Source organism: Desulfurobacterium pacificum, assembly GCF_900182835.1.
Classification (GTDB): Bacteria; Aquificota; Aquificia; order Desulfurobacteriales; family Desulfurobacteriaceae; genus Desulfurobacterium_B; species Desulfurobacterium_B pacificum.
Window position 1 is genome coordinate 42,151 of sequence record NZ_FXUB01000005.1, and the last position, 19,193, is coordinate 61,343.

A 19,193-nucleotide genomic window follows, 5' to 3' on the forward strand; every position below is an offset into this window, starting at 1 on the left:
TCCCGAACCTGTAAAATTTAAAACCAGGTATAAGGGTCAATTTCTTTCTGGTCGTTTAATGCAAGCCATCCTTTTATAGTTCTGTACAAGAACCACACAATGTCAGCAAGAATTACAATAACGCCCACAAAAATAAAAGACAAGATAAAGCCCACTATTCCAACTATTAAAGATATCCAGAAAGTCCTTATCTGATACTCAAAATGAGATTCCACCCACGTCCCAGTAGCATCCTTCTTCTTCAGGTAAGCGATAATAACACCTGCAATAGAAGTTAATCCTATCACCAGACTGAGGACGTAAAGAATGTAAACTATGAGTGCATATTTTTTAAGTTCCTCTACTCTAACATCTTTTTCAACACCCTCCATCTGCCCCTCCTAATAAGTTTTTCTTATTCTATCACAAAAAACGCTCATAAGACTTTAAAAGGGGAAACCGAAAGAAATGTGGAATCTTCCCTTTCCTTGACCCAGAACTTCTTTTAGTTTGTAACCGTAATCTATACGTAAAGGACCAACAGGAGTGATATATCTAAATCCTACTCCTACAGAGGAGTACCAATTACCAAACGAAAAATCCCCCCCCTTCCTAAACACCTTCCCACTATCGTAAAATACAGCTCCCTGTATCGTCTGCGTAAAGTTATACCTCACCTCACAGCTAAATAACCCGTAAGCCTCACCGCCAACGTAGTTACCGTTAGAATCGGTAGGAGAAATAGTTCCATATTTATAACCTCTAACGCTCTCCGCTCCACCCAAAAAGAACCTATCCTGAACAGGAACGTAACTTCCCCTAATAGGCTGAATAAGCCCAGCTCCTTCTCTCAAAGCTACAACAATCTTTTCGTTTATCGGGAACAACTTCAGCGCTTTTTCATCAACCAACCAGTAATCCGTATTTCCGCCCAAAAATCTACCAGCAAAAGAAGTAAATAACTGAATAAGATAGCCCCTCTTAGGATTTTTTACGTTATCCCTCTTATCGTATCTCTGAAAATAAAACAACGTTCTTTTAACAGATTCATTCTTCTCATGAATAGTAGTATCCTTTATTGATTCTCTTGCAATCTCAATACCAAAACTCTGAAACATAACCTTTGAAGCTTCTCTTTCCAAAGCAAATCTGTAAAAAATCTTATCTGTAGTAAAACTTTCAAAAATCTGCTCTTTCTTTACTATTGAATACGAAGTGTCGTAACGTTCAAACGGAAAAGCAGGTTTATTCATCTTAAAAACAGCATCGTAACCTTCCTTCTGCCTGTAGTTACCAAAGAGGAAATATTTTATTCCCAACCCAAAAGGAGAAGTTGAAGAGAGAAATCCGTTCATAACGTAACCCGAATCTGTACCATAGCCAACAAATCCTTTAGCGTGAAGCAAAGAACCTTCTCTTAAAGAAATCACTTCATTAACAACACCATCAACTGGATAATCGTTAATAGAAACCATTGAAAACAAACGCGTATTCGCAAGTTTTGAATACTGATTTATAATAGAATCCTCCTTGTAAATCTCCCCTGGATGTATCACAATTAGTTTTCTTATCCATTTCAAACCAGTCCTCTCCAAACCTTCAACTATTACAAAACCGAACTCTCTCTTTTCTCCAGGAAAAACGTAGATGGAAAGAAGCACAAAAGTCTTTGATTTTCCATTTACAAAACGCTTATTGACAATTACCTCAGTTCCAGAAAAACCCGCTTTTTTATAACAATTCTTTATCCTATCCATAATGTTATTTAAAACATCTTCTGTATAAACAATTGGAAGTTTAAGATTCTTCAACGAAGAACAGTTTAAAAAATCCCCCCACACCTTCACAGAAATCAGATAGTAACGCTTCCCCTTATCAACCTTAACCTTTAAAACACCAGAAGGCAAAACAACGTAAGAAACTTTGACATCCAAAAATCCTTTTTCTTTAAAGAAACGTCTCATCTTTGCCACAGCACTTTCAACCTTACTCCGAGAGAAAGGTTTACCCATCAAAGATTTAAAAAACTCTTGGTAATTTTTTGGAACTACTCTCTTAACTACTACTTGCTTACCTTCATCTATCTTAAACTCAACAACCACAAAATCTTTTTCTCTCCTTAAAACCGATTCTACTTTAACAAAAGGAAAGCCATTATCTTCATAAAAGTTCTTAATCCTTTCCTTAGAACGTTCAATTTCAAACTCATCAACTGATTTGGCTTCGTAAAAAGTGACAAGAGGCTTCAACTTATCAGGAGGGAAATGCTCATTACCTTTAAATTCAATCCTATACCGCTTACCAGGAACAAACTTAATCTTCAAAATTACTAACTTCTTTCCACTTTTTTGACTCACAACAGAACAGGAGTAACTTATATACGCGTTGAAATATCCTTGTTTTATATATTCTTCTTCTAATTTATCAACTAAATCTTTAACAACAGATGCATCAAGCCTCTTTCCCACCAGCTGTTTAAACGCAGAGAGTAACTCTTTCTTATACCTTGCAGGAGAATCCACAACTACCTTCTCTACAATAAAAGGAAGACCCGCTGAAACGTAGATTTCTACAGTATAACCATCAGGTTGAGAAACCACCTTAAACCTAACGTTAGAATCCCTATAACCGGCAGTTCTCAGGTTTAAAAGTAAAAGCTGTTTAACGTTCTCCAACGCATCTTCAGAAAAAGGTTTCCCTAAAAGCAATAGCTTTACAGTTTTTCTGAGAGAAGAAACTGCAGATGGAAGCCCTTCTATTTTGACTCTTTTAACCAAAACGCTTTTTACTACAATAACTTTATCACCTTTAACTTCTGCCTCATACCCTAAAGAGTTTAAGAGAGACAGAAGGACATAAGTACAATTTGAAAAGGAACAAACAGCAGGTAGCTGCTCTTCTATTTGCTTTTTAACTTTTCCATCAAAACTAACTTTTGGAGAAACCTGCAAAACAGGTAGCGAAGCTAAAGTTGTTCCACTAAAAGTTAAAAACAATAGAATTAGCCATCTGAAACAGCCTTTAAGTATGGCTCTCCTCCGAAATTTATTTCAATAATTTTTCCTTCTCTCACTAACTTAGAAACTATAGAGTCAACCTCTTCCTGAAGCAGATTGAGCGCATCAGCTATCTCAGAAGCGGGGCACGGTCTTCTTGACAGCAAAGCTACAATCTCCTTCTCTATCTCCTTCACAGGTAGCTTTCTCCTATCCGTTTTTGACCTTGCAACTATTTCTGTTTTGGGATACTTAACCTTCTCTTTAATTCTCTCAAGTTCTTCATAACTCAATCCTTGAACGTTATAGGCAGGAGGTCTAACTACTGTGTTAAGCTGCCACCGGTGAGGAGAAATCTCATGAACCAATTTTCCTATCCTTTCAATTTCTTCTTCAGAATCGTTAACGCCCTTAACGAACACCGTTTCAAGCCAAACCTCTCCAGAAGTAACAGACATTAACTTTTTTATTCCTTCAACAACCTTTTTCAGAGTTAGCCCATCAACAGGTCTATTTAGCTTTCTGAAAGTTTCTTCACAGCCGGCATCAAGAGACGGCAAGACAACATCTAAAGTCTTAATTTCTTCAAGAACTCTATCATCGTAAAGAAGAGAAGAATTCGTAAGCAACGCTAAAGAATAGCTGTAATTATTTTTTAACCAACCTATAAGCTCGCCCAAACGAGAATACAGCGTTGGTTCACCGTAACCAGAAAAGGTTATATAGTCAAGTTCCGGTTTAAAAGAGAGATAATCTTCAAGCTCAGATTTAACAGCCTCAAAAGGAACGTATTCTGCCCTTTTTAACGTTTTCTCTGAAGTCCTTCCAACTTCACAGTAGAGACAATCCATACTGCATACTTTATAAGGAACTAAATCAACACCTAAGGAGATGCCTAACCTTCGTGAAAAGACAGGACCAAAGATATATTTCATCAATCACCTCGCTGAAAGCCAAAGAGTAAGTATAATTATACTCGCAAACTTGAGAAAACTGAGAGGGGAAAAATGTCTCAAGAAATCCGCGAACACTGGGGAACAAGAATAGGTCTCATTTTAGCTATGGCTGGTAATGCCGTTGGATTAGGAAACTTTTTGCGATTTCCAACGCAGGCAGCAGACAACGGTGGCGGCGCTTTTATGATTCCATACATGATTGCAATGCTCTTAATTGCCATACCTTTAATGTGGACGGAATGGGCAATAGGTAGGTACGGAGGAAGCAAAGGTCACGGAACAACCCCAGCAATTTTCTATCTTCTATGGAGAAATCCGATAGCAAAGTACATCGGAGCAATTGGCTTATTCGTTCCGTTTATCGTCCTCTGTTATTACATTTACATTGAATCGTGGACTTTAGGGTACTCTGTCTTTTCCCTTTTAGGACTCCTACCCCATCCCGACCCATCTCTACCGCAGGACCAGTTTTTAAAACCATTTGCCGAATTTCTAAAGCACTACACACAACCCTCACCAATTGCCTACATATTTTTCTTAATAACCGTTGCGTTTAACGCTTACATTCTCTATAAAGGTGTAAGTGGCGGTATAGAGAAGTTTGCCAAGGTAGCAATGCCAACTCTGTTTATCTTAGCTTTTATCCTGATGGTAAGAGTAATCCTTCTTGAAACTCCCAACGGAACAGCCGTTCAAGGGTTGGATTTCTTATGGCATCCAGATTTCTCCCAACTATCAAATCCAAAGGTATGGCTGGCAGCTGCAGGACAGGTGTTCTTTACCCTATCTTTAGGTTTTGGAGCAATCATTACCTACGCCTCTTACATAAAACGAGATGACGATATAGTGGCTTCTGGACTTTCTGCCGCTTCATTAAACGAATTGGCAGAAGTTATCTTAGGCGGCTCTATCGCCATACCAGCAGCAGTAGCTTTCTTCGGCGTTATGAACGCCAAAGCTGTAGCCGGAAGCGGTGCTTTCAACTTAGCTTTCGTTAGTCTCCCGGCAATATTTTCGAACCTCACAGCAGGAAATCTAATAGGATTTTTGTGGTTCTTCCTGCTATTCTTTGCAGGTGCGACTTCTTCTGTTGCTATAGCTATGCCTATCGTTGCGTTTTTAGAAGATGAGTTCGGCTTTAAGAGAAAGGTAGCCGTTACGGCAACGGTGATATTCATGTTCTTAGTTGCGCAGATTCCTATATTCATGCCGAAAGCGTTAGACGAAATGGATTTTTGGGCTGGAACGTTCTTCGTTGTACTTTTTGCCCTCTTAGAGGTAATAATCTTCTTCTGGTTGTTTAAACCTGAACTTGCCTGGGAGGAGATAAATAGGGGTGGTTTGTTTAAAGTGCCAAAGTTCTACTTTTACGTTCTCCGCTACATTACACCGCTTATTCTTTTTTGTAATTCTTTCAACCTGGATGGTAACTACACTTCCTTCTAAGCTTTTCGTTACAGACGTTCAGGTATGGGTGGCAAGGTTTGTGATGATTTTAACGTTTATCGTTCTGTTCTTCTTGGTATACCTTAGTAGTAATCGTAAACAAAAGGAGAATCTATCATGAAAGGAAGTTCTTTATTATTCATGGTTCTATCGTGGATGGTAGTCTTCGGGTTTGTCGTTTTTTGTTTCACAGTTATATTAAGAGAGGATAAAAAACAGACAAAAGTGGATAATAGAGAAAGTTTTGATTTTGAAAACGAGGAAATCACTTAGATGATAAAGCTTCGCAGTCTGAAGCTAAAAGACTTCCTTTCACACCAGGAAACCGAAATTGACTTTTCTGACGAAACCTACGTGATTTTAGGAGAAAACGCTTCCGGTAAAACATCTATACTGAGGGGAATTTTTTTCTCTATATTTGGCAAAGATTTTGTGGCAGACAAACAGGAAAAGTTAGTCAACAAAAACGCTTCACGTTTTTCTACATCTGTTAGATTTCTCTACAGGGGAAGGGAAGTTGAGGTAAGGAGGGGATTTTCCCTATATACGAGAAAAAGCACAGCAGAACTTCTAGTAAACGGCAGATTGGCAGCATCAGGCGTTAAAGAGGTAAAAAAATTCATAGAAGAGACGCTTAACCTTGACCCTCACATCTTTAGAAACACCGTTTACGTTCCTCAAGGTGAGATTCTTTCTCTGTTTGACCTGCAAAAGAGAGAAAAAAGACAAATTCTGAACAGACTTTTAGGATTGGATGAAATTGGGGAAACGTTTGAAAGAACGAAAAAGTTCTTTCGCGTAATGGAATCCTTCAGAAACATTCTCCTCCAAGAGGAAGAAAACTTTCAAGAATTAGAAAAAGAGATAGAGCAAAGCAAAGTAGTAGTTAAGGAGAAGGAGAAAAAATTTAAGGAAACGCAAAGAACCCTAAAAGAAGAAAAAGAACTCTTAAAAAAGCAAGAAGATATTTTGCAAAAGTTAAACGAAAAAGAGAAAAATGCTGCGCTGTTAAAATCTGAAATAGAGAACTGCGAAAAAAGAATAGAAGAAGTGGAAAAAGAGAAGAAAGGGATAGAGGAAAAAATCGGAAAGATAGAACAACTTAAGAAGGAGCTGCCTGCACTGAAAGAAGCGATAAAAATCCTCCCCCCCCTCCACCAAATCCGCCAAATCCTCACAGGCGTTGCAGAAAAGAAAAAAGACTTGGTTGAGAAGAAAAAAACGTTAGAAAAACTGACAGAGCTAAACAAAGAGTTAAAAGATATAGAAACCTCGCTCCCCGAACTCAAGAAACAGCTACAGGAAATTTCTGAAAAGCTTAAAGGGTTAACAAACCTCCTTCCTTCTGTCCAAAAAGAAATCAAAGAGATGGAAGAAAAAAGAAGAGAAAAACTAAAATTAGAAACGCAACTACTCTCAATAGAAAAAGAACTTAAAAGTGCCAGAGAAAAGCTCCTTTCCCTCCAATCAAAACCAAAACTATCGGAAGATAAATTCACCGAACTCAAAGAAAAACTTAGAGCGGTAGAAAAGGAAGAAAGCCTAAAAGAGGCAAAACTTAAAGAGTTAGAAAAACGCTTGAAAGAACTTGAAAGTTTAGAAACAAACACTTGTCCGGTCTGCCTATCTCCTTTATCTACAGAAAAAAGGAAAGAGCTAATAAAAACCTCCGTTGAAGAAATTAAACAAATCAGGAAGGAGATAGAAACGCTGAAAAACAAAAAAGAACAGCTTGGAAAACAATTAAAAGAAGCGGAAAAAATCCTCACAAAACAAAAGCAGGAAGAAGCGTTAGAAAGAGAAATCACCCTAAACGTAAAAAACCTTGAACTGAAGGCAGAACAAATCAAAAAAAGCCTTCAAGCAATTCCTGTAGAAGAAAGCAAAATAGAAAAGCTACAAAAACGACTTGAGGAAATCCAAAAAGATGTAGCCTCTCTCAAAGAAAAAGAGAAATTCCTTGAACTGCAGATAAAAGAAAAGGAAAAAAGAAAAGAGGAAATTGAGAAAACGATAGAACAGCACGATATAAAAACCCTTGAAAGAGAGGTGAAAAGCTTAGAAGAGTCTATACAACAAGCACTGAATGAGGCAAAAAACATAAAACAGCTCTGGAATCTTGACGTTTCATCACTTCAAGAAGTCAACAGAAAAGTTGAAGAACTTTTAAAACTTAAGGAAGAAAAAGATAGAATAGAAGGAGAAATTCGCTCACTTCCCGACTACGAAAAAGCACTGAAAGAAAAGGAAGAAACCCTAACAGCACTGAAAAAACGATTAAACGAACTACAAAAACAGCTAAAGGAGTTGAACTTTAACGTAGAAGAATACGAAACGATGAAGGAAACGGTAAAAAGAGAAAGAGAAAAAGTAGAAGCCTTAGAGAAAGAAGCGTCAAAACTTTCCGGCGAAATCTCAACGTACAAAAAGGTAATTGCTGAAAAAGAGGAAAAATTAAAACAGAGAGAAAAGCTAAAAAGTGAATTAGCAAGAACGGAAGACACGTTGAGAATTTTAAAGTCTGTTTTAGAAGGGCTACATCCGGAGAGGGGATTTTTAACGCAAGTCCGTAAAGAGTTACTACCTGAAATTTCTCATTACTGCAGCGAATTTTTTGAAGAGTTTGATTTTGAATTTGGCGACGTAACGATATCGGAAGATTTAAGCGTAACGGCAAGAGGACTTGGAGGACAGCTAACGCTGAACGAGTTTTCAGGCGGACAGCAGATAGCCTTCGCCCTATCCCTAAGATTTGCCCTTGCAAAATACTTCTCTCAAAGATTTGACCTGCTCATACTTGACGAACCAACCATTCATCTTGACCAGCAGAGAAGACAGGCTTTAACCGACCTGCTTCAGAAGTTAAAGACGAAAATCCCCCAAATGATTATTGTTACCCACGACCCGGAATTAGAGGTGGTGGGGGATGTTGTGGTGAAGGTGGAGAAGGTGGGGGGATTTTCGGAGGTAAAAGTTGAAACCTGAATTCCTATTCATAACTGTAATAGCCGCATTCTTAATGACGGATTTTTTAATTGAAATAAAGGCAAAACGTTATACTAAAGAACAGTCAATAGTAAAAGTTTTTATCTCTCTAATCGGAGCCTTCCTCTTTTCTTCCTTAACGTTTTTAATTCCTAAAGCGGTATCAGACTTCAAAACCGCCTCAATAATTAAAGACATCCTTCTACTTTCCGCAACCCTTTACATAGTAAGAGCTATTAACGTTCTTTCCCCATCAAAAGGAATAAGAAAGTTCATCCCTTATGCCGTCTTTTTATTGGCATTTCTTTCACACGTTGTTTCTTTGACGCTAAAACTCCCTCCAAATGCAACAATTTTCTTGACACACCTCAATAGAGCATTCATACTGTTAGGAATTCTGCTAATACTACTCCAGTTAGAAGAAAAACTTCCACCTACACTAAACAGGTTACTCTCCATACTAACGGTGTTCCTATCCCTTCTGGCATTTCTGCTCTGGGAAACGGGAAAACTATCTCCCGATGTAACTTTTCTTAAAAAACTAACTGTAGCGGTATTTATCACTTCAGTTTACATTTTTGCAATCAGAAAAACAGATACCTACCTGAGTTTCATCAAAAGGAAAGCAGAAGAAGACTACAACAGCATAAAGTTTAACGTTCAAGCGTTGCTGACCGCCATCTACGCAGTAGCTCTGAAAAAAATCCTCTCCACCACTCCCCCTTTCAACTCCATCTTTCAACAACTAAAAGATACATATCTAATAAATAACGACCTCATAAAAATCAACATAGACAACGTTTTAATAAGCATAATAACCGCCGTATTTCTCTTTTCCCTCCTAAACATAGGAAAGAAACTAATCAAGTTTTTCTTCCCCGAAAACAGAAGAGACGTTGAAGGCGCATCAGCAGAAGCTCTCATATTCAACTTAGGAGTCCTAATTAACGTAATAATCCTGCTTTCTACTTTAGGAATAACGTGGAAAGTCCTTCTCCCTGTAGCAGGAACGTTGGGCGTAGGACTGGGATTCGGACTTCAAACGATAATGAACAACTACGTTAGCGGATTTATTCTCCTCTTTAGCAAAAAATTAAAAGTAGGAGACATCGTTGAACTTCCATCAATATCGGTAACAACCTTAGGCAAACCTGAAAATTCCGTTTTCGGCAAAATAGAAGATATTGGAATACTATCAACCATAGCAAGAACAAACGATGGAGTTGAAATTTCTATACCAAACTCTCAATTTATAAGCTCACCGATAGTGAACTTCTCGTACAGAGACCCTTTAGTGAGAATCCGAATTCCTATAGGTGTTGCCTACTCCTCAGACCCCAAAACTGTTAAACAGATACTCCTTTCAGTAGCCGAAGAAGTAGATGAAATTAGAAAAATCCCCCCACCCACCGTCTGGTTTGAAGAGTTGGGAGACAGCGCTCTGATATTTACTACAGTAGTCTGGACGGATATAAGGAAAAACGCGCGAATTAAAAACGTAATAAGTAACTTTTACTTCAAAGCGTGGTACAAACTCAAAGAAGCCAACATAGAAATTCCATTCCCTCAAAACGATGTTTGGTTCAGAAACAAACTAAAGGTTGAAATTTTTAAATCCACTTCTCTCGACAGCAGACTAACTTAGAAACAAATATAGTTTTGATATAAATTTTTCACAAAACAAGTTATTGGATAAAGTAAATGGTAAAAACAGGCAAAAAAGTTAGCAAAGAATGTATATACAAACAGCTTAAAAAACTGAAGCCAATACTTGAACAGAATTTCGGGGTAGTAAAAATCGGTATTTTCGGCTCCGTCGCCCGCGGAGATAACACTGTGAACAGTGATGTTGACATATTGGTCGAAATTCAAAAAACAAAATTCAGTCTTATTGATTTTGTCAAGCTCAAACAGTTTTTAGAAGAAAAACTTGAATGCAAAGTAGACCTCGTTATGAAAAGAGCGATTAAACCGAAACTAAAAAAAGACATCTTAAATGAGGTCATATATGTCTAAAAAGAAGTCTCCTGCTGTCTATTTAGAAGACATCTTAGAATCTATTAAAAAAATAGAAAAATACACAAAAGGTATGTCAAAAGAAGAGTTCTTCTCAAATGACCTCATCATAGATGGCGTAATAAGAAACTTAGAAATAATCGGAGAAGCTACCAAAAAACTCCCCACAACACTTAAAGAAAACCACTCCCATATTCCTTGGAAAGAAATAGCAGGAATGCGAGATATCCTTATCCACGACTACTCAGGCGTAGACGCCCAAGTTATTTGGGATACGATAAAAGAAGATTTACCTACTCTAAAGAAACAGATTCAGGAAATACTAAAACAAATTCCTTAAAGGAGGTCAGATTAATTGATAAAAGTAATCCTTGAGCTAAGCCCAGAAGATTTTTACACCATAGTCGGACATCACGAAGAAAACCTTAAGAAGATAGCAAAAATTTTGAACATCAACTTGGGTTCCCGCGGCAACGAAATAATGATAAACGGCAGCGCTGAAGGTGAAGAGAAAGCAAAAGAATTCTTTAAAGGTCTGGAAACCTTAATAAAGTCTGGACACAAAATTACAAAAAGCGATATGGATATGTACATAACTCAGCTTTCAAGCAGAGAAAAAGTAGAAATAGAAGCAAACAAGGAAATAGTAAAAACCTTTAGAGGTAAAAAAATCCTCCCCAAAACCCCCACCCAAAAAAGGTACGTCCAAGCAATAGAAAAAAACGATATCGTTTTCGGCGTAGGACCAGCAGGAACGGGTAAAACCTACCTCGCAGTTGCCGTCGCAGTATCTTACTTCAGAAAAGGTAAAGTAAATAGATTAATCCTTACAAGACCTGCGGTGGAAGCCGGTGAAAAGTTGGGTTTTTTACCGGGAACGCTTCAAGAAAAGATAGACCCATACTTAAAACCCCTTTACGATGCCCTCTTTGAAATGATGGAACCGGAAAAGGTAAACGCCCTTCTTGAAAGGAACGTCTTTGAAATAGCGCCCCTTGCCTACATGAGAGGAAGAACGCTGAACGACGCATTCATAATCTTAGACGAAGCTCAAAACACAACAAAAGAACAGATGAAAATGTTTTTAACGAGGTTAGGTTTTGGCTCAAAGGTAGTAATAACCGGTGATATCACTCAAATAGACCTTCCATCAAAAGAACGTTCAGGACTTGTAGAAGCACTGAAAATACTAAAAGGCATAGACGGAATAGAAATTGTAGAATTTACAAGGCAGGACGTAGTAAGACACAGACTCGTTCAGGAGATAATAAAGGCTTATGAAGAGTATGAAGCAGGAACAAAAGGATAACTATCAGATATACGGCTTTGTTCTTTTAGCAGCGATAATCGTAACCGTTATAATGCTGCCTTTTAACGTTGTAAACGTTCCTCTTTTAAAACCGGGGCAGGTAAGCCCTACAGACATTCGTTCCCCCTATACGTTGAAGATTAAAGACGTAAAAGCAACCCTAAAACTTAAAGAGGAAGCAAAACAGAAAGTTCTACCCGTATTCAAACACCACGCCGTTGAAAATCAAGTACTCAAAGAAGTAGAAAGCGCCGGCAACTTTACAGAGAACGAGAAAAAATACCTTGAAGAGATATTAAAACTTTACTACAGAAGGGGAATCGTCAACCAGATACCTAACGGCTACAGCAGAGTAAAAATAATAACGGCAAAAGGCGAAAAGGTAGTAAACGCCGACAGATTTATAAAACTCAACCAGATTAAAAACTACCTCAGGCAGGATTTATCTCAGTTCATAAACAAAAACCGGGCAGAAGAGATAGTAAATAAAGTGGGAAAACTGATTAAACCAAACTACGTCTATCAGAAGGAACTAACAGAAACGCTCTGGTCTGAAGCGGAAAGCAAGGTAAAGCCCGTCTATATTACCCTCAAAAAGGGAGAAATATTAGTCAGGAAAGGGGAAAAAGTCACACCTGAAACGGCTGCAAAGATTAAACTCATACGCGAAGAGAAAGAGAAAGGCAGAGGCGTCAACAAATACCTTTCTTTAACGCTCCTTTCCCTTATACTCTTTTACTTACTTGTTAAACTCTACAGAATAACAAGTCCTTCGGCTTTCAACGTCAAAAACGTTCTTTTCTCTTTCTGCACCGTAACGTTAGACATACTCCTTATTAGGATATTCACCTACCTGTCAAAACTGATAGTTGAAAGCCTGAATTTACCGGTAAACGAACACCTGCTTTACGTTCCAATAGTTACGTCAACGATATTCGCATCTATGTTTATAACGAAGAAAGTTGCAACAATTCACGTCTTTCCGGTTTCCATACTGCCTGCTTTTCTTTTACCTAAACCAGAGCTCTTTATTATTCCGGTGGCAGTGGGTGGGATTTTTTCCTGTTTTGATTCAAGAAAGTACAGAAGCAGAGAGATGATATACAAAAGCGCCTTCACAATGGGTCTATTCGCTTCCCTCCTCCAAGAAATTATCCTTATTTACTACTACGGATTAACTTTAAAGCCTGAAAATATCGTTTTCCCGATTCTTTCACTTACAGGTGCTGGCATCACAGCAGTAGTAGTTAACGGTTTAAGTCCTTTACTTATCAACATTTTCAAATTTACAACGGATATGGTTTATATGGAACTTATCAATCTTAACCACCCTCTCTTGAGGAAATTAGTACTAAAAGCACCCGGCACTTACAGCCACTCAGTTATGGTAGCAACGCTTGCTGAAGCAGCAGCAGAAACGATTGGCGCAAACGCCCTTTTAGCAAAAGCAGGCGGTCTGTTTCACGATATAGGAAAACTTAAAAACCCTCAAGCTTTCATAGAAAACCAGACAAACGGTATCAACATACACGATAAGCTACCGCCGGAAAAGAGCGCTGCAATACTGCGCTCTCACGTTGAGTACGGAGAGGAGTTGGGCAGGAAGTATAACCTGCCAGAAAAAGTTATAGATATCATTAAACAGCACCACGGAACAAAACTGATGAAATACTTCTACCACAAAGCTAAGGAATTATACGGTGATAAAGTTGATGAAAAAAAATTTAGATATCCAGGACCGAAACCTCAGTTCAAAGAAGCAGGAATCGTTCTCTTAGCAGACACCGTTGAAGCTGCGATAAGGTCTATGAAAGACAAAGATTTCAATTTAGAAGAAGCAATTCACAAACTAATAATGGATGAAGTTGAAGATGGTCAGTTAACCCAGAGCGGACTTTCACTGAAGGATATATCTTTAATAGAAAAAGTATTCAAGAAAGTTCTATCTGGGATATACCACAACAGAGTGGAGTATCCTGAAGAGGAAAGTGGAGGAGAGAATGGAAGAAGTAGGTAAGATGCTGGTGTATGGGGGGATTTTACTTATAATAACAGGACTTTTCATTATCATAATATCAAAAGCAGGCAGTGGGTTTCCTATCGGAAGATTACCAGGAGACATATATATCAAAAAGGATAATTTCGTATTCTACTTTCCACTTGGAACAAGCTTATTGATAAGTTTCCTACTTTCTGCACTTTCCTTTCTTTTCTTTCTAATCATGAGGAAACAATGAAGCCAATCAAATTAATAGTTCTAATTTCCCTTCTCACAACAACTACCTGCTACTCAGCAATTGTGGAAAGTATCAATTTTATAGGTTTAAAGTGGTGCAAAAAGGAATTCGTAGAGAGAGAAATCCTACTCAAACCCGGTGAAGAGTTTTCGGAAGAATTACTAAAAAAATCCGTAAGGAACCTTCTTAATACTCACCTGTTTTACAAAATTAACCCCCTGGTTAAAAAACTCAAAAACGGAAACGTAAAGATAACTTTCTACGTTAAAGAACGCTTTCCCATAATTCCCGTTCCAAAATTCCGATTAAAAAGCGACGGCAGCTATAAAGTAGGAATAGAAATCAGAGATTACAATCTATCTGGAATGGGAAATAAACTATTCATAGGATACACAAAATGGATAAACACAGAATTTTCACAGGATAGATACCTGTACTTTCAACTGTACAGACTCATAAAACAGAAAGGTAGCATAAATGGTAACGTTTATAGCCACGAGGACGAAAGCGAAAAAACGTTTAAAATCTCCGTAGCAAGCCCTTGGTTTTTAGACAGAGAAAAAATCCACACCCTCACCCCTGGCACCACCTACCTATTTCTCAGAGACAAAGACACAAACAAAATCAAACACTATTTCTTCTCATTCTTAAGCTACTCCATTGATAGAACGACTGACCACGTTTACTACACTTCGGGAACGTTAATCACCTTTTACGTAAAAACTGCCATACCAGAGATATCCTCTACATTTACAGGCTCCTTCGTAGGAAGCTACTCAAAACAAATCCACACAAAAAACGTTGATAGCTGGGGATACTCTTTTCTCTCAGGAACAAACTTTGGCAACTACGTTTTTCCACTATCTTCCGGAATACCAGGATACGACGACTCAAAATCGTCAGGTAAACGTTTTTTAACTTTTTCACTTAACTACAGAAAAGCAGTCATAGACAAAAGCGTTTTCGTCAAGCCAAAACTTTACTTTGGAACAGTTTTCCCATCAAGAAATTTCCTTTTAACTCCAGGAATAGAAGCAGAAATCTTCTGGGCAAAGTTAGTAGATGGTATCATTAAACTCAGCTTTTTTAGGGGAATAGGTTCCAACAGCAGCAGCACTCAGGCGAACGTAAAATTCGGATTCAGGTGGTAAAGATGAAAGTAGCAATAGTCCAATTCAGGTCAGTTTTAGGAGATTTTAAAGCTAACTTAGAAAAAACCATTGACTTCATTGAAAAAGCTATAGAAGATGGGGCAGAAATCTGCCTCTTTCCTGAACTTAACTTAACCGGCTACAACGTTCAAGACATAACCAGCGAGATAGCTGTAACAGCTCAGCAATTGGAAAACTCTCCACTAAAACCTCTAAGTGAGAAAATTTCAATAATAGTAGGCGGAATTGAAGAATCTGAAGAACACGTTCTATACAACTCTGCATTTTGCTTCTCCGAAGGGAAACTAATCCACGTTCACCGCAAAGTATTCCTGCCAACTTACGGAATGTTTGATGAAGGAAGATTCACAGGCGCAGGAAAAGAAGTTAAAACGTTCTACCTCAATGGAGTAAAATCAACTGTACTAATCTGCGAAGACCTCTGGCACTTTTCAACGGTATATCTGTCCTTCATACAGGGAACGAAATTCATATTTGCCCTATCTTCAAGCCCCGGAAGAGGTTACAGAGAAAACGGAGAATTTGGAAACGCAAAAATATGGAAAAACATGGGAGAGTTCTATTCCAGAATGACCGGCAGCTACTTCTTTTACGCAAACCGCGTAGGCGTTGAAGATGGATTCGTTTTTTCAGGAAAATCATTCGCATGCGACCCATTTGGTAACGTAATAGCAGAAGCTTCCCCCTTCAAAGAGGAGATACTTTTAGTAAACGCAGACCTCTCTCTAATAAGAGCTGCCAGAATATCTCTGCCTCTCCTAAGAGATGAAAAGCCTGAAATTATTTTCAACAATTTAAGGAGAATCCTTGATGAAGGATAGAATAGTAGAACTATTAGAAATAAAAGATAAAGCTTTCATAACAAGCGTCCTTACACACTTCATAAAAGAAGAACTCAACAAAGCCGGATTTCAGAAAGCTGTAGTTGGAATATCGGGAGGTGTAGATTCAGCACTTACAGCCTTCCTATCGGTGTTAGCTTTAGGTAAAGAGAACGTTATAGGCATATCAATGCCCTATAAAACAAGCTCAGAAGACTCAAAGAACGACGCCCGTTTAGTTGCAGAAACTTTAGACATAGAGTTCCACGAGATAGATATAACTCCCCAGATAGACGCTTATTACGAGAAATTTCCAGATGCAGATAGAATCAGAAAAGGAAACAAAATGGCAAGAGAGCGCATGAGTATTCTATACGACTTCGCCCACTGGAAAAACGCATTAGTTATAGGAACGAGTAACAAAAGCGAACTGCTTATAGGTTATTCAACAAGGTGGGGTGACGGCGCTCACGACGTTAATCCAATAGGTGACCTCTATAAAACACAAGTATGGCAGATGGCAGAATACGTTGGCGTTCCTGAAAGAATAGTAAAGAAAAAGCCATCGGCAGACCTCTGGCCCGGTCAGACAGATGAAGGAGAAATAGGATTAACTTACCATACGCTTGACCAAATACTACTTGCTTACGTTGACCTCCGAATGAAGAAGGAAGACATCGTAAACTTAGGATACGATAAATCAACTGTAGAAAAAGTTTTAAACATGGTCAAACGTTCCCAATACAAGCGAAAACTTCCTATAATCTGCAAAATCACTCAGAGAACCGTTGACAAAGACTTCCTATACTTCAGGGACTGGGGGCTATAAATGGTAACAGACTTCAAAGAGTTAGGAGTTTACGGAGCAAAAAAACTCTTAGAAAAAGGAGCAGATTACGGCGACCTTTTCTTTGAAAAGAGATACACTTTTTCCGCTTCCTGTGAAGACAACAAAGTAGAGAGAGTATCTTCTGGGCTGGAAGTTGGAGTAGGAATACGTTACATAAAAAAACAAAAAACTTACTTCGGATTTACAAACAAACTAACAATCCAATCTATTGAAGAAACAATAGACAACTTAGCATCAGCAGCCGCTTCAGAAAAAGAGGTAACGTTAGACCTAAGAGAAAAGGAACCTCGTTACGAAGGAATAGTAGAAGGAACAAACTTTGAAATCTCAGTTGATGAAAAAGTGGAATACCTATTAAAAGCAAACGAAACAGCTCGCTCCTACGGAGATAGAATTAAACAGGTCACAGTTGTTTTAAGAGACCAAATTCAGGAAGTAACTATAGTAAACACCTTAGGTAACATAGTAGAAGACGTAAGACCACGCGTTGTCTTTTACGTTTTGGTAGTAGCATCTGACGGAATACTCCTTCAAACAGGATACGAACCTGTAGGACACTTAGGTGATTACTCCCTTTTCCAAAAACATCCTCCCGAAAAGGTGGCTAAAATAGCTGCCGAAAGAGCTTTAAAAATGCTTGAAGCCAAACCTGCACCTGCAGGTAAATTTACAGTGGTAATCTCCTCAAAAGCCGGCGGAACAATGATTCACGAAGCGGTAGGGCATGGACTTGAAGCCGACCTTGCCAACCAGGGACTTTCTGTTTACGCAGGAAAAATAGGAGAAAAGGTTGCATCAGAATTGATAACGGTAATAGATAACGGCTACATGAAAGGAATGTACGGAAGCTCCGGCTACGACGATGAAGGCACTGCAACAAGAGAAAACGTTCTTATAGAAAACGGCATACTTAAAAACTTCATGTACGACACCCTTGAAGCCATGAAAGCTGGAGAGTTTTCAACTGGTAACGGAAGAAGGCAATCCTACATGCACGTCCCTATACCGAGAATGACAAATACCTATATAAAACCACAGGACGCATCACCGGAAGATATCATTGCCGACACAAAAAGCGGAATTTTAGTTGTTAAAATGGGGGGTGGTCAGGTTAACACCGTTAATGGAGATTTTGTATTTGAGGTCTCCGAGGGCTATCTCATAGAAAACGGAAAGGTAACAGAACCAATAAGAGGTGTTTCCCTTATTGGCAACGGACCAGAAGTTCTCAAAAACATTGATGCGGTAGGGAACGACCTGGGCTTTTCTATAGGCACGTGCGGTAAAGACGGTCAAGGCGTTCCCGTAACTGACGGAATGCCTACTATTCGCATACCCGAAATTACCGTAGGAGGAGTTAAATAATGAAAGCTATAGCAGTAAAGAACATAGAAATAGAGGGTTTAGGAACGTTTAAAGAAGCTTTAGAAAGGAGAGGCGTTAAAACAGAAGAAACGGAAGCCTCTAAAGGACTTGAAATATCTCCCGACGAGTTTGACATCCTCATTATCTTAGGCGGTCCTATGGGAGTTTACGAAGAAGACAAATATCCTTTCCTCAAACAAGAAAAAGAGCTGATTAAGCAGTTTCACGAAAAAGGCAAAAAAATTTTAGGTGTTTGTCTTGGCGCTCAACTTATAGCAAATACCTTCGGCGCAAAAGTATACAAAGGGAAATGGGGAAAGGAAATTGGGTGGTATCCTGTATTCCCCCAAGACCATCTTGAAATCATCTATAAAGACGAAATAGAAGTTTTCCACTGGCACGGAGACACTTTTGACCTTCCCGAAGGAGCTACCAGATTGGCTTCTTCAGTTAAATACAACAACCAAGCGTTCAGAATAGGAAATCAGGTAATTGGTCTTCAATTCCACTTAGAAGTAACAAAAGAAGATATTAAAAATTGGATAGAAGTTTACAAAAAAGAACTTCAAGAAGAAGGAATACCTGAAGAAAATATCTTAGCAACTGATGAAAAATGGAGAAGACTCAAAATATATAGTGATGTTTTCATAGATTATTTCCTGAAATTGTAAAAAAAATATTGACAGAAACCGCTGCAAGCCTATATTATCCATCGTCAAATTAAGTGGGCCGCTAGCTCAGCTGGTAGAGCAACGGACTTTTAATCCGTAGGTCCCAGGTTCGAGTCCTGGGCGGCTCACCACTTAACAGCGTCCCCGTCGTCTAGCCCGGCCTAGGACACCGGCCTTTCACGCCGGCGACGCGGGTTCGAATCCCGCCGGGGACGCCATTATTAATTGGGGCCGTAGCTCAGCTGGGAGAGCGTCAGGCTGGCAGTCTGAAGGTCGTGGGTTCGAATCCCACCGGCTCCACCATAAGGGGCCCGTAGCTCAGTTGGTCAGAGCAGCCGGCTCATAACCGGCTGGTCGGAGGTTCGAGTCCTCCCGGGCCCACCATAGCCA

The 19,193-nt window shown here is 38.9% G+C and carries 16 protein-coding genes and 4 tRNA genes; 17 read left to right on the forward strand and 3 right to left on the reverse strand.

Annotated elements, in window-relative coordinates:
- Positions 1 to 17: 17 nt before the first annotated feature.
- From QOL23_RS07495 to QOL23_RS07505, 3 genes are read right to left on the reverse strand one after another with little or no spacing between them, the layout of a single operon-like run.
- Positions 18 to 371: a DUF4870 family protein gene (locus QOL23_RS07495; protein WP_283400971.1), complete on the reverse strand. Its 354-nt coding sequence runs from the start codon at positions 369 to 371 to the stop codon at positions 18 to 20.
- A 54-nt stretch (positions 372 to 425) separates the two neighbouring features.
- A complete protein-coding gene (locus tag QOL23_RS07500; RefSeq protein WP_283400972.1) occupies positions 426 to 2,975 on the reverse strand; it encodes a BamA/OMP85 family outer membrane protein in 2,550 nt (849 codons plus the stop codon).
- 5 nt (positions 2,976 to 2,980) lie between these two features.
- Complete coding sequence (locus QOL23_RS07505; RefSeq protein WP_283400973.1) at positions 2,981 to 3,910, reverse strand: radical SAM protein; 930 nt, start codon at positions 3,908 to 3,910, stop codon at positions 2,981 to 2,983.
- Between the two features lie 72 nt (positions 3,911 to 3,982).
- Here QOL23_RS07505 and QOL23_RS07510 point away from each other — a divergent pair, with 72 nt between their 5' ends.
- The 17 genes from QOL23_RS07510 (at position 3,983) to QOL23_RS07590 (ending at position 19,187) form a co-directional block, all read left to right on the forward strand.
- The gene (locus QOL23_RS07510) at positions 3,983 to 5,377 is read left to right on the forward strand and encodes a sodium:neurotransmitter symporter family protein (RefSeq protein ID WP_283400974.1); all 1,395 of its coding nucleotides are present in this window, start codon (positions 3,983 to 3,985) and stop codon (positions 5,375 to 5,377) included.
- A gap of 273 nt (positions 5,378 to 5,650) precedes the next feature.
- Positions 5,651 to 8,362 carry an AAA family ATPase gene (locus QOL23_RS07515; RefSeq protein WP_283400975.1) on the forward strand — a complete coding sequence of 904 codons (2,712 nt, stop codon included), beginning with the start codon at positions 5,651 to 5,653 and terminating at the stop codon, positions 8,360 to 8,362.
- Positions 8,352 to 10,007 carry a mechanosensitive ion channel family protein gene (locus QOL23_RS07520; RefSeq protein ID WP_283400976.1) on the forward strand — a complete coding sequence of 552 codons (1,656 nt, stop codon included), beginning with the start codon at positions 8,352 to 8,354 and terminating at the stop codon, positions 10,005 to 10,007. The genes QOL23_RS07515 and QOL23_RS07520 overlap by 11 nt, the downstream gene beginning before the upstream one ends.
- Before the next feature lie 56 nt (positions 10,008 to 10,063).
- Positions 10,064 to 10,378 (forward strand): nucleotidyltransferase family protein, encoded by a 315-nt coding sequence (locus QOL23_RS07525; protein ID WP_283400977.1) that lies wholly within the window; start codon positions 10,064 to 10,066, stop codon positions 10,376 to 10,378.
- On the forward strand, positions 10,371 to 10,718 hold the full coding sequence (locus tag QOL23_RS07530) for a HepT-like ribonuclease domain-containing protein (protein WP_283400978.1): 348 nt from the start codon (positions 10,371 to 10,373) through the stop codon (positions 10,716 to 10,718). The genes QOL23_RS07525 and QOL23_RS07530 overlap by 8 nt, the downstream gene beginning before the upstream one ends.
- A 15-nt stretch (positions 10,719 to 10,733) precedes the next feature.
- The gene (locus tag QOL23_RS07535; protein ID WP_283400979.1) at positions 10,734 to 11,687 is read left to right on the forward strand and encodes a PhoH family protein; all 954 of its coding nucleotides are present in this window, start codon (positions 10,734 to 10,736) and stop codon (positions 11,685 to 11,687) included.
- Positions 11,656 to 13,704, forward strand: a complete 2,049-nt coding sequence (locus QOL23_RS07540; protein ID WP_283400980.1) for an HD family phosphohydrolase — start codon at positions 11,656 to 11,658, stop codon at positions 13,702 to 13,704. The genes QOL23_RS07535 and QOL23_RS07540 overlap by 32 nt, the downstream gene beginning before the upstream one ends.
- Positions 13,688 to 13,924 carry a DUF2905 domain-containing protein gene (locus tag QOL23_RS07545; RefSeq protein WP_283400981.1) on the forward strand — a complete coding sequence of 79 codons (237 nt, stop codon included), beginning with the start codon at positions 13,688 to 13,690 and terminating at the stop codon, positions 13,922 to 13,924. The genes QOL23_RS07540 and QOL23_RS07545 overlap by 17 nt, the downstream gene beginning before the upstream one ends.
- Positions 13,921 to 15,075: a POTRA domain-containing protein gene (locus QOL23_RS07550; RefSeq protein WP_283400982.1), complete on the forward strand. Its 1,155-nt coding sequence runs from the start codon at positions 13,921 to 13,923 to the stop codon at positions 15,073 to 15,075. Before QOL23_RS07545 ends, QOL23_RS07550 begins: the two co-directional genes overlap by 4 nt.
- Before the next feature lie 2 nt (positions 15,076 to 15,077).
- On the forward strand, positions 15,078 to 15,917 hold the full coding sequence (locus QOL23_RS07555) for a nitrilase-related carbon-nitrogen hydrolase (RefSeq protein ID WP_283400983.1): 840 nt from the start codon (positions 15,078 to 15,080) through the stop codon (positions 15,915 to 15,917).
- Complete coding sequence (locus tag QOL23_RS07560; RefSeq protein ID WP_283400984.1) at positions 15,907 to 16,746, forward strand: NAD+ synthase; 840 nt, start codon at positions 15,907 to 15,909, stop codon at positions 16,744 to 16,746. Before QOL23_RS07555 ends, QOL23_RS07560 begins: the two co-directional genes overlap by 11 nt.
- Positions 16,747 to 18,132: a TldD/PmbA family protein gene (locus QOL23_RS07565; RefSeq protein ID WP_283400985.1), complete on the forward strand. Its 1,386-nt coding sequence runs from the start codon at positions 16,747 to 16,749 to the stop codon at positions 18,130 to 18,132.
- Complete coding sequence (locus QOL23_RS07570) at positions 18,132 to 18,803, forward strand: glutamine amidotransferase-related protein (protein WP_283400986.1); 672 nt, start codon at positions 18,132 to 18,134, stop codon at positions 18,801 to 18,803. The genes QOL23_RS07565 and QOL23_RS07570 overlap by 1 nt, the downstream gene beginning before the upstream one ends.
- 55 nt (positions 18,804 to 18,858) lie before the next feature.
- Positions 18,859 to 18,934: transfer RNA gene (locus QOL23_RS07575), tRNA-Lys, on the forward strand.
- Positions 18,935 to 18,943: 9 nt separating this feature from the next.
- A tRNA-Glu gene (locus QOL23_RS07580) sits at positions 18,944 to 19,021 on the forward strand.
- 9 nt (positions 19,022 to 19,030) lie between these two features.
- A tRNA-Ala gene (locus QOL23_RS07585) sits at positions 19,031 to 19,106 on the forward strand.
- Positions 19,107 to 19,110: 4 nt separating this feature from the next.
- Positions 19,111 to 19,187, forward strand: a tRNA-Ile gene (locus QOL23_RS07590).
- Positions 19,188 to 19,193: the final 6 nt, after the last annotated feature.

Coding starts and splice junctions, on each gene's coding strand:
- QOL23_RS07510 (WP_283400974.1), top strand. CDS start 3,983: ATGTCTCAAGAAATCCGCGAACACTGGGGAACAAGAATAGGTCTCATT.
- QOL23_RS07530 (WP_283400978.1), top strand. CDS start 10,371: ATGTCTAAAAAGAAGTCTCCTGCTGTCTATTTAGAAGACATCTTAGAA.
- QOL23_RS07560 (WP_283400984.1), top strand. CDS start 15,907: ATGAAGGATAGAATAGTAGAACTATTAGAAATAAAAGATAAAGCTTTC.
- QOL23_RS07555 (WP_283400983.1), top strand. CDS start 15,078: ATGAAAGTAGCAATAGTCCAATTCAGGTCAGTTTTAGGAGATTTTAAA.
- QOL23_RS07550 (WP_283400982.1), top strand. CDS start 13,921: ATGAAGCCAATCAAATTAATAGTTCTAATTTCCCTTCTCACAACAACT.
- QOL23_RS07515 (WP_283400975.1), top strand. CDS start 5,651: ATGATAAAGCTTCGCAGTCTGAAGCTAAAAGACTTCCTTTCACACCAG.
- QOL23_RS07495 (WP_283400971.1), bottom strand. CDS start 371: ATGGAGGGTGTTGAAAAAGATGTTAGAGTAGAGGAACTTAAAAAATAT.
- QOL23_RS07505 (WP_283400973.1), bottom strand. CDS start 3,910: ATGAAATATATCTTTGGTCCTGTCTTTTCACGAAGGTTAGGCATCTCC.
- QOL23_RS07570 (WP_283400986.1), top strand. CDS start 18,132: ATGAAAGCTATAGCAGTAAAGAACATAGAAATAGAGGGTTTAGGAACG.
- QOL23_RS07540 (WP_283400980.1), top strand. CDS start 11,656: ATGAAGAGTATGAAGCAGGAACAAAAGGATAACTATCAGATATACGGC.
- QOL23_RS07525 (WP_283400977.1), top strand. CDS start 10,064: ATGGTAAAAACAGGCAAAAAAGTTAGCAAAGAATGTATATACAAACAG.
- QOL23_RS07565 (WP_283400985.1), top strand. CDS start 16,747: ATGGTAACAGACTTCAAAGAGTTAGGAGTTTACGGAGCAAAAAAACTC.
- QOL23_RS07545 (WP_283400981.1), top strand. CDS start 13,688: ATGGAAGAAGTAGGTAAGATGCTGGTGTATGGGGGGATTTTACTTATA.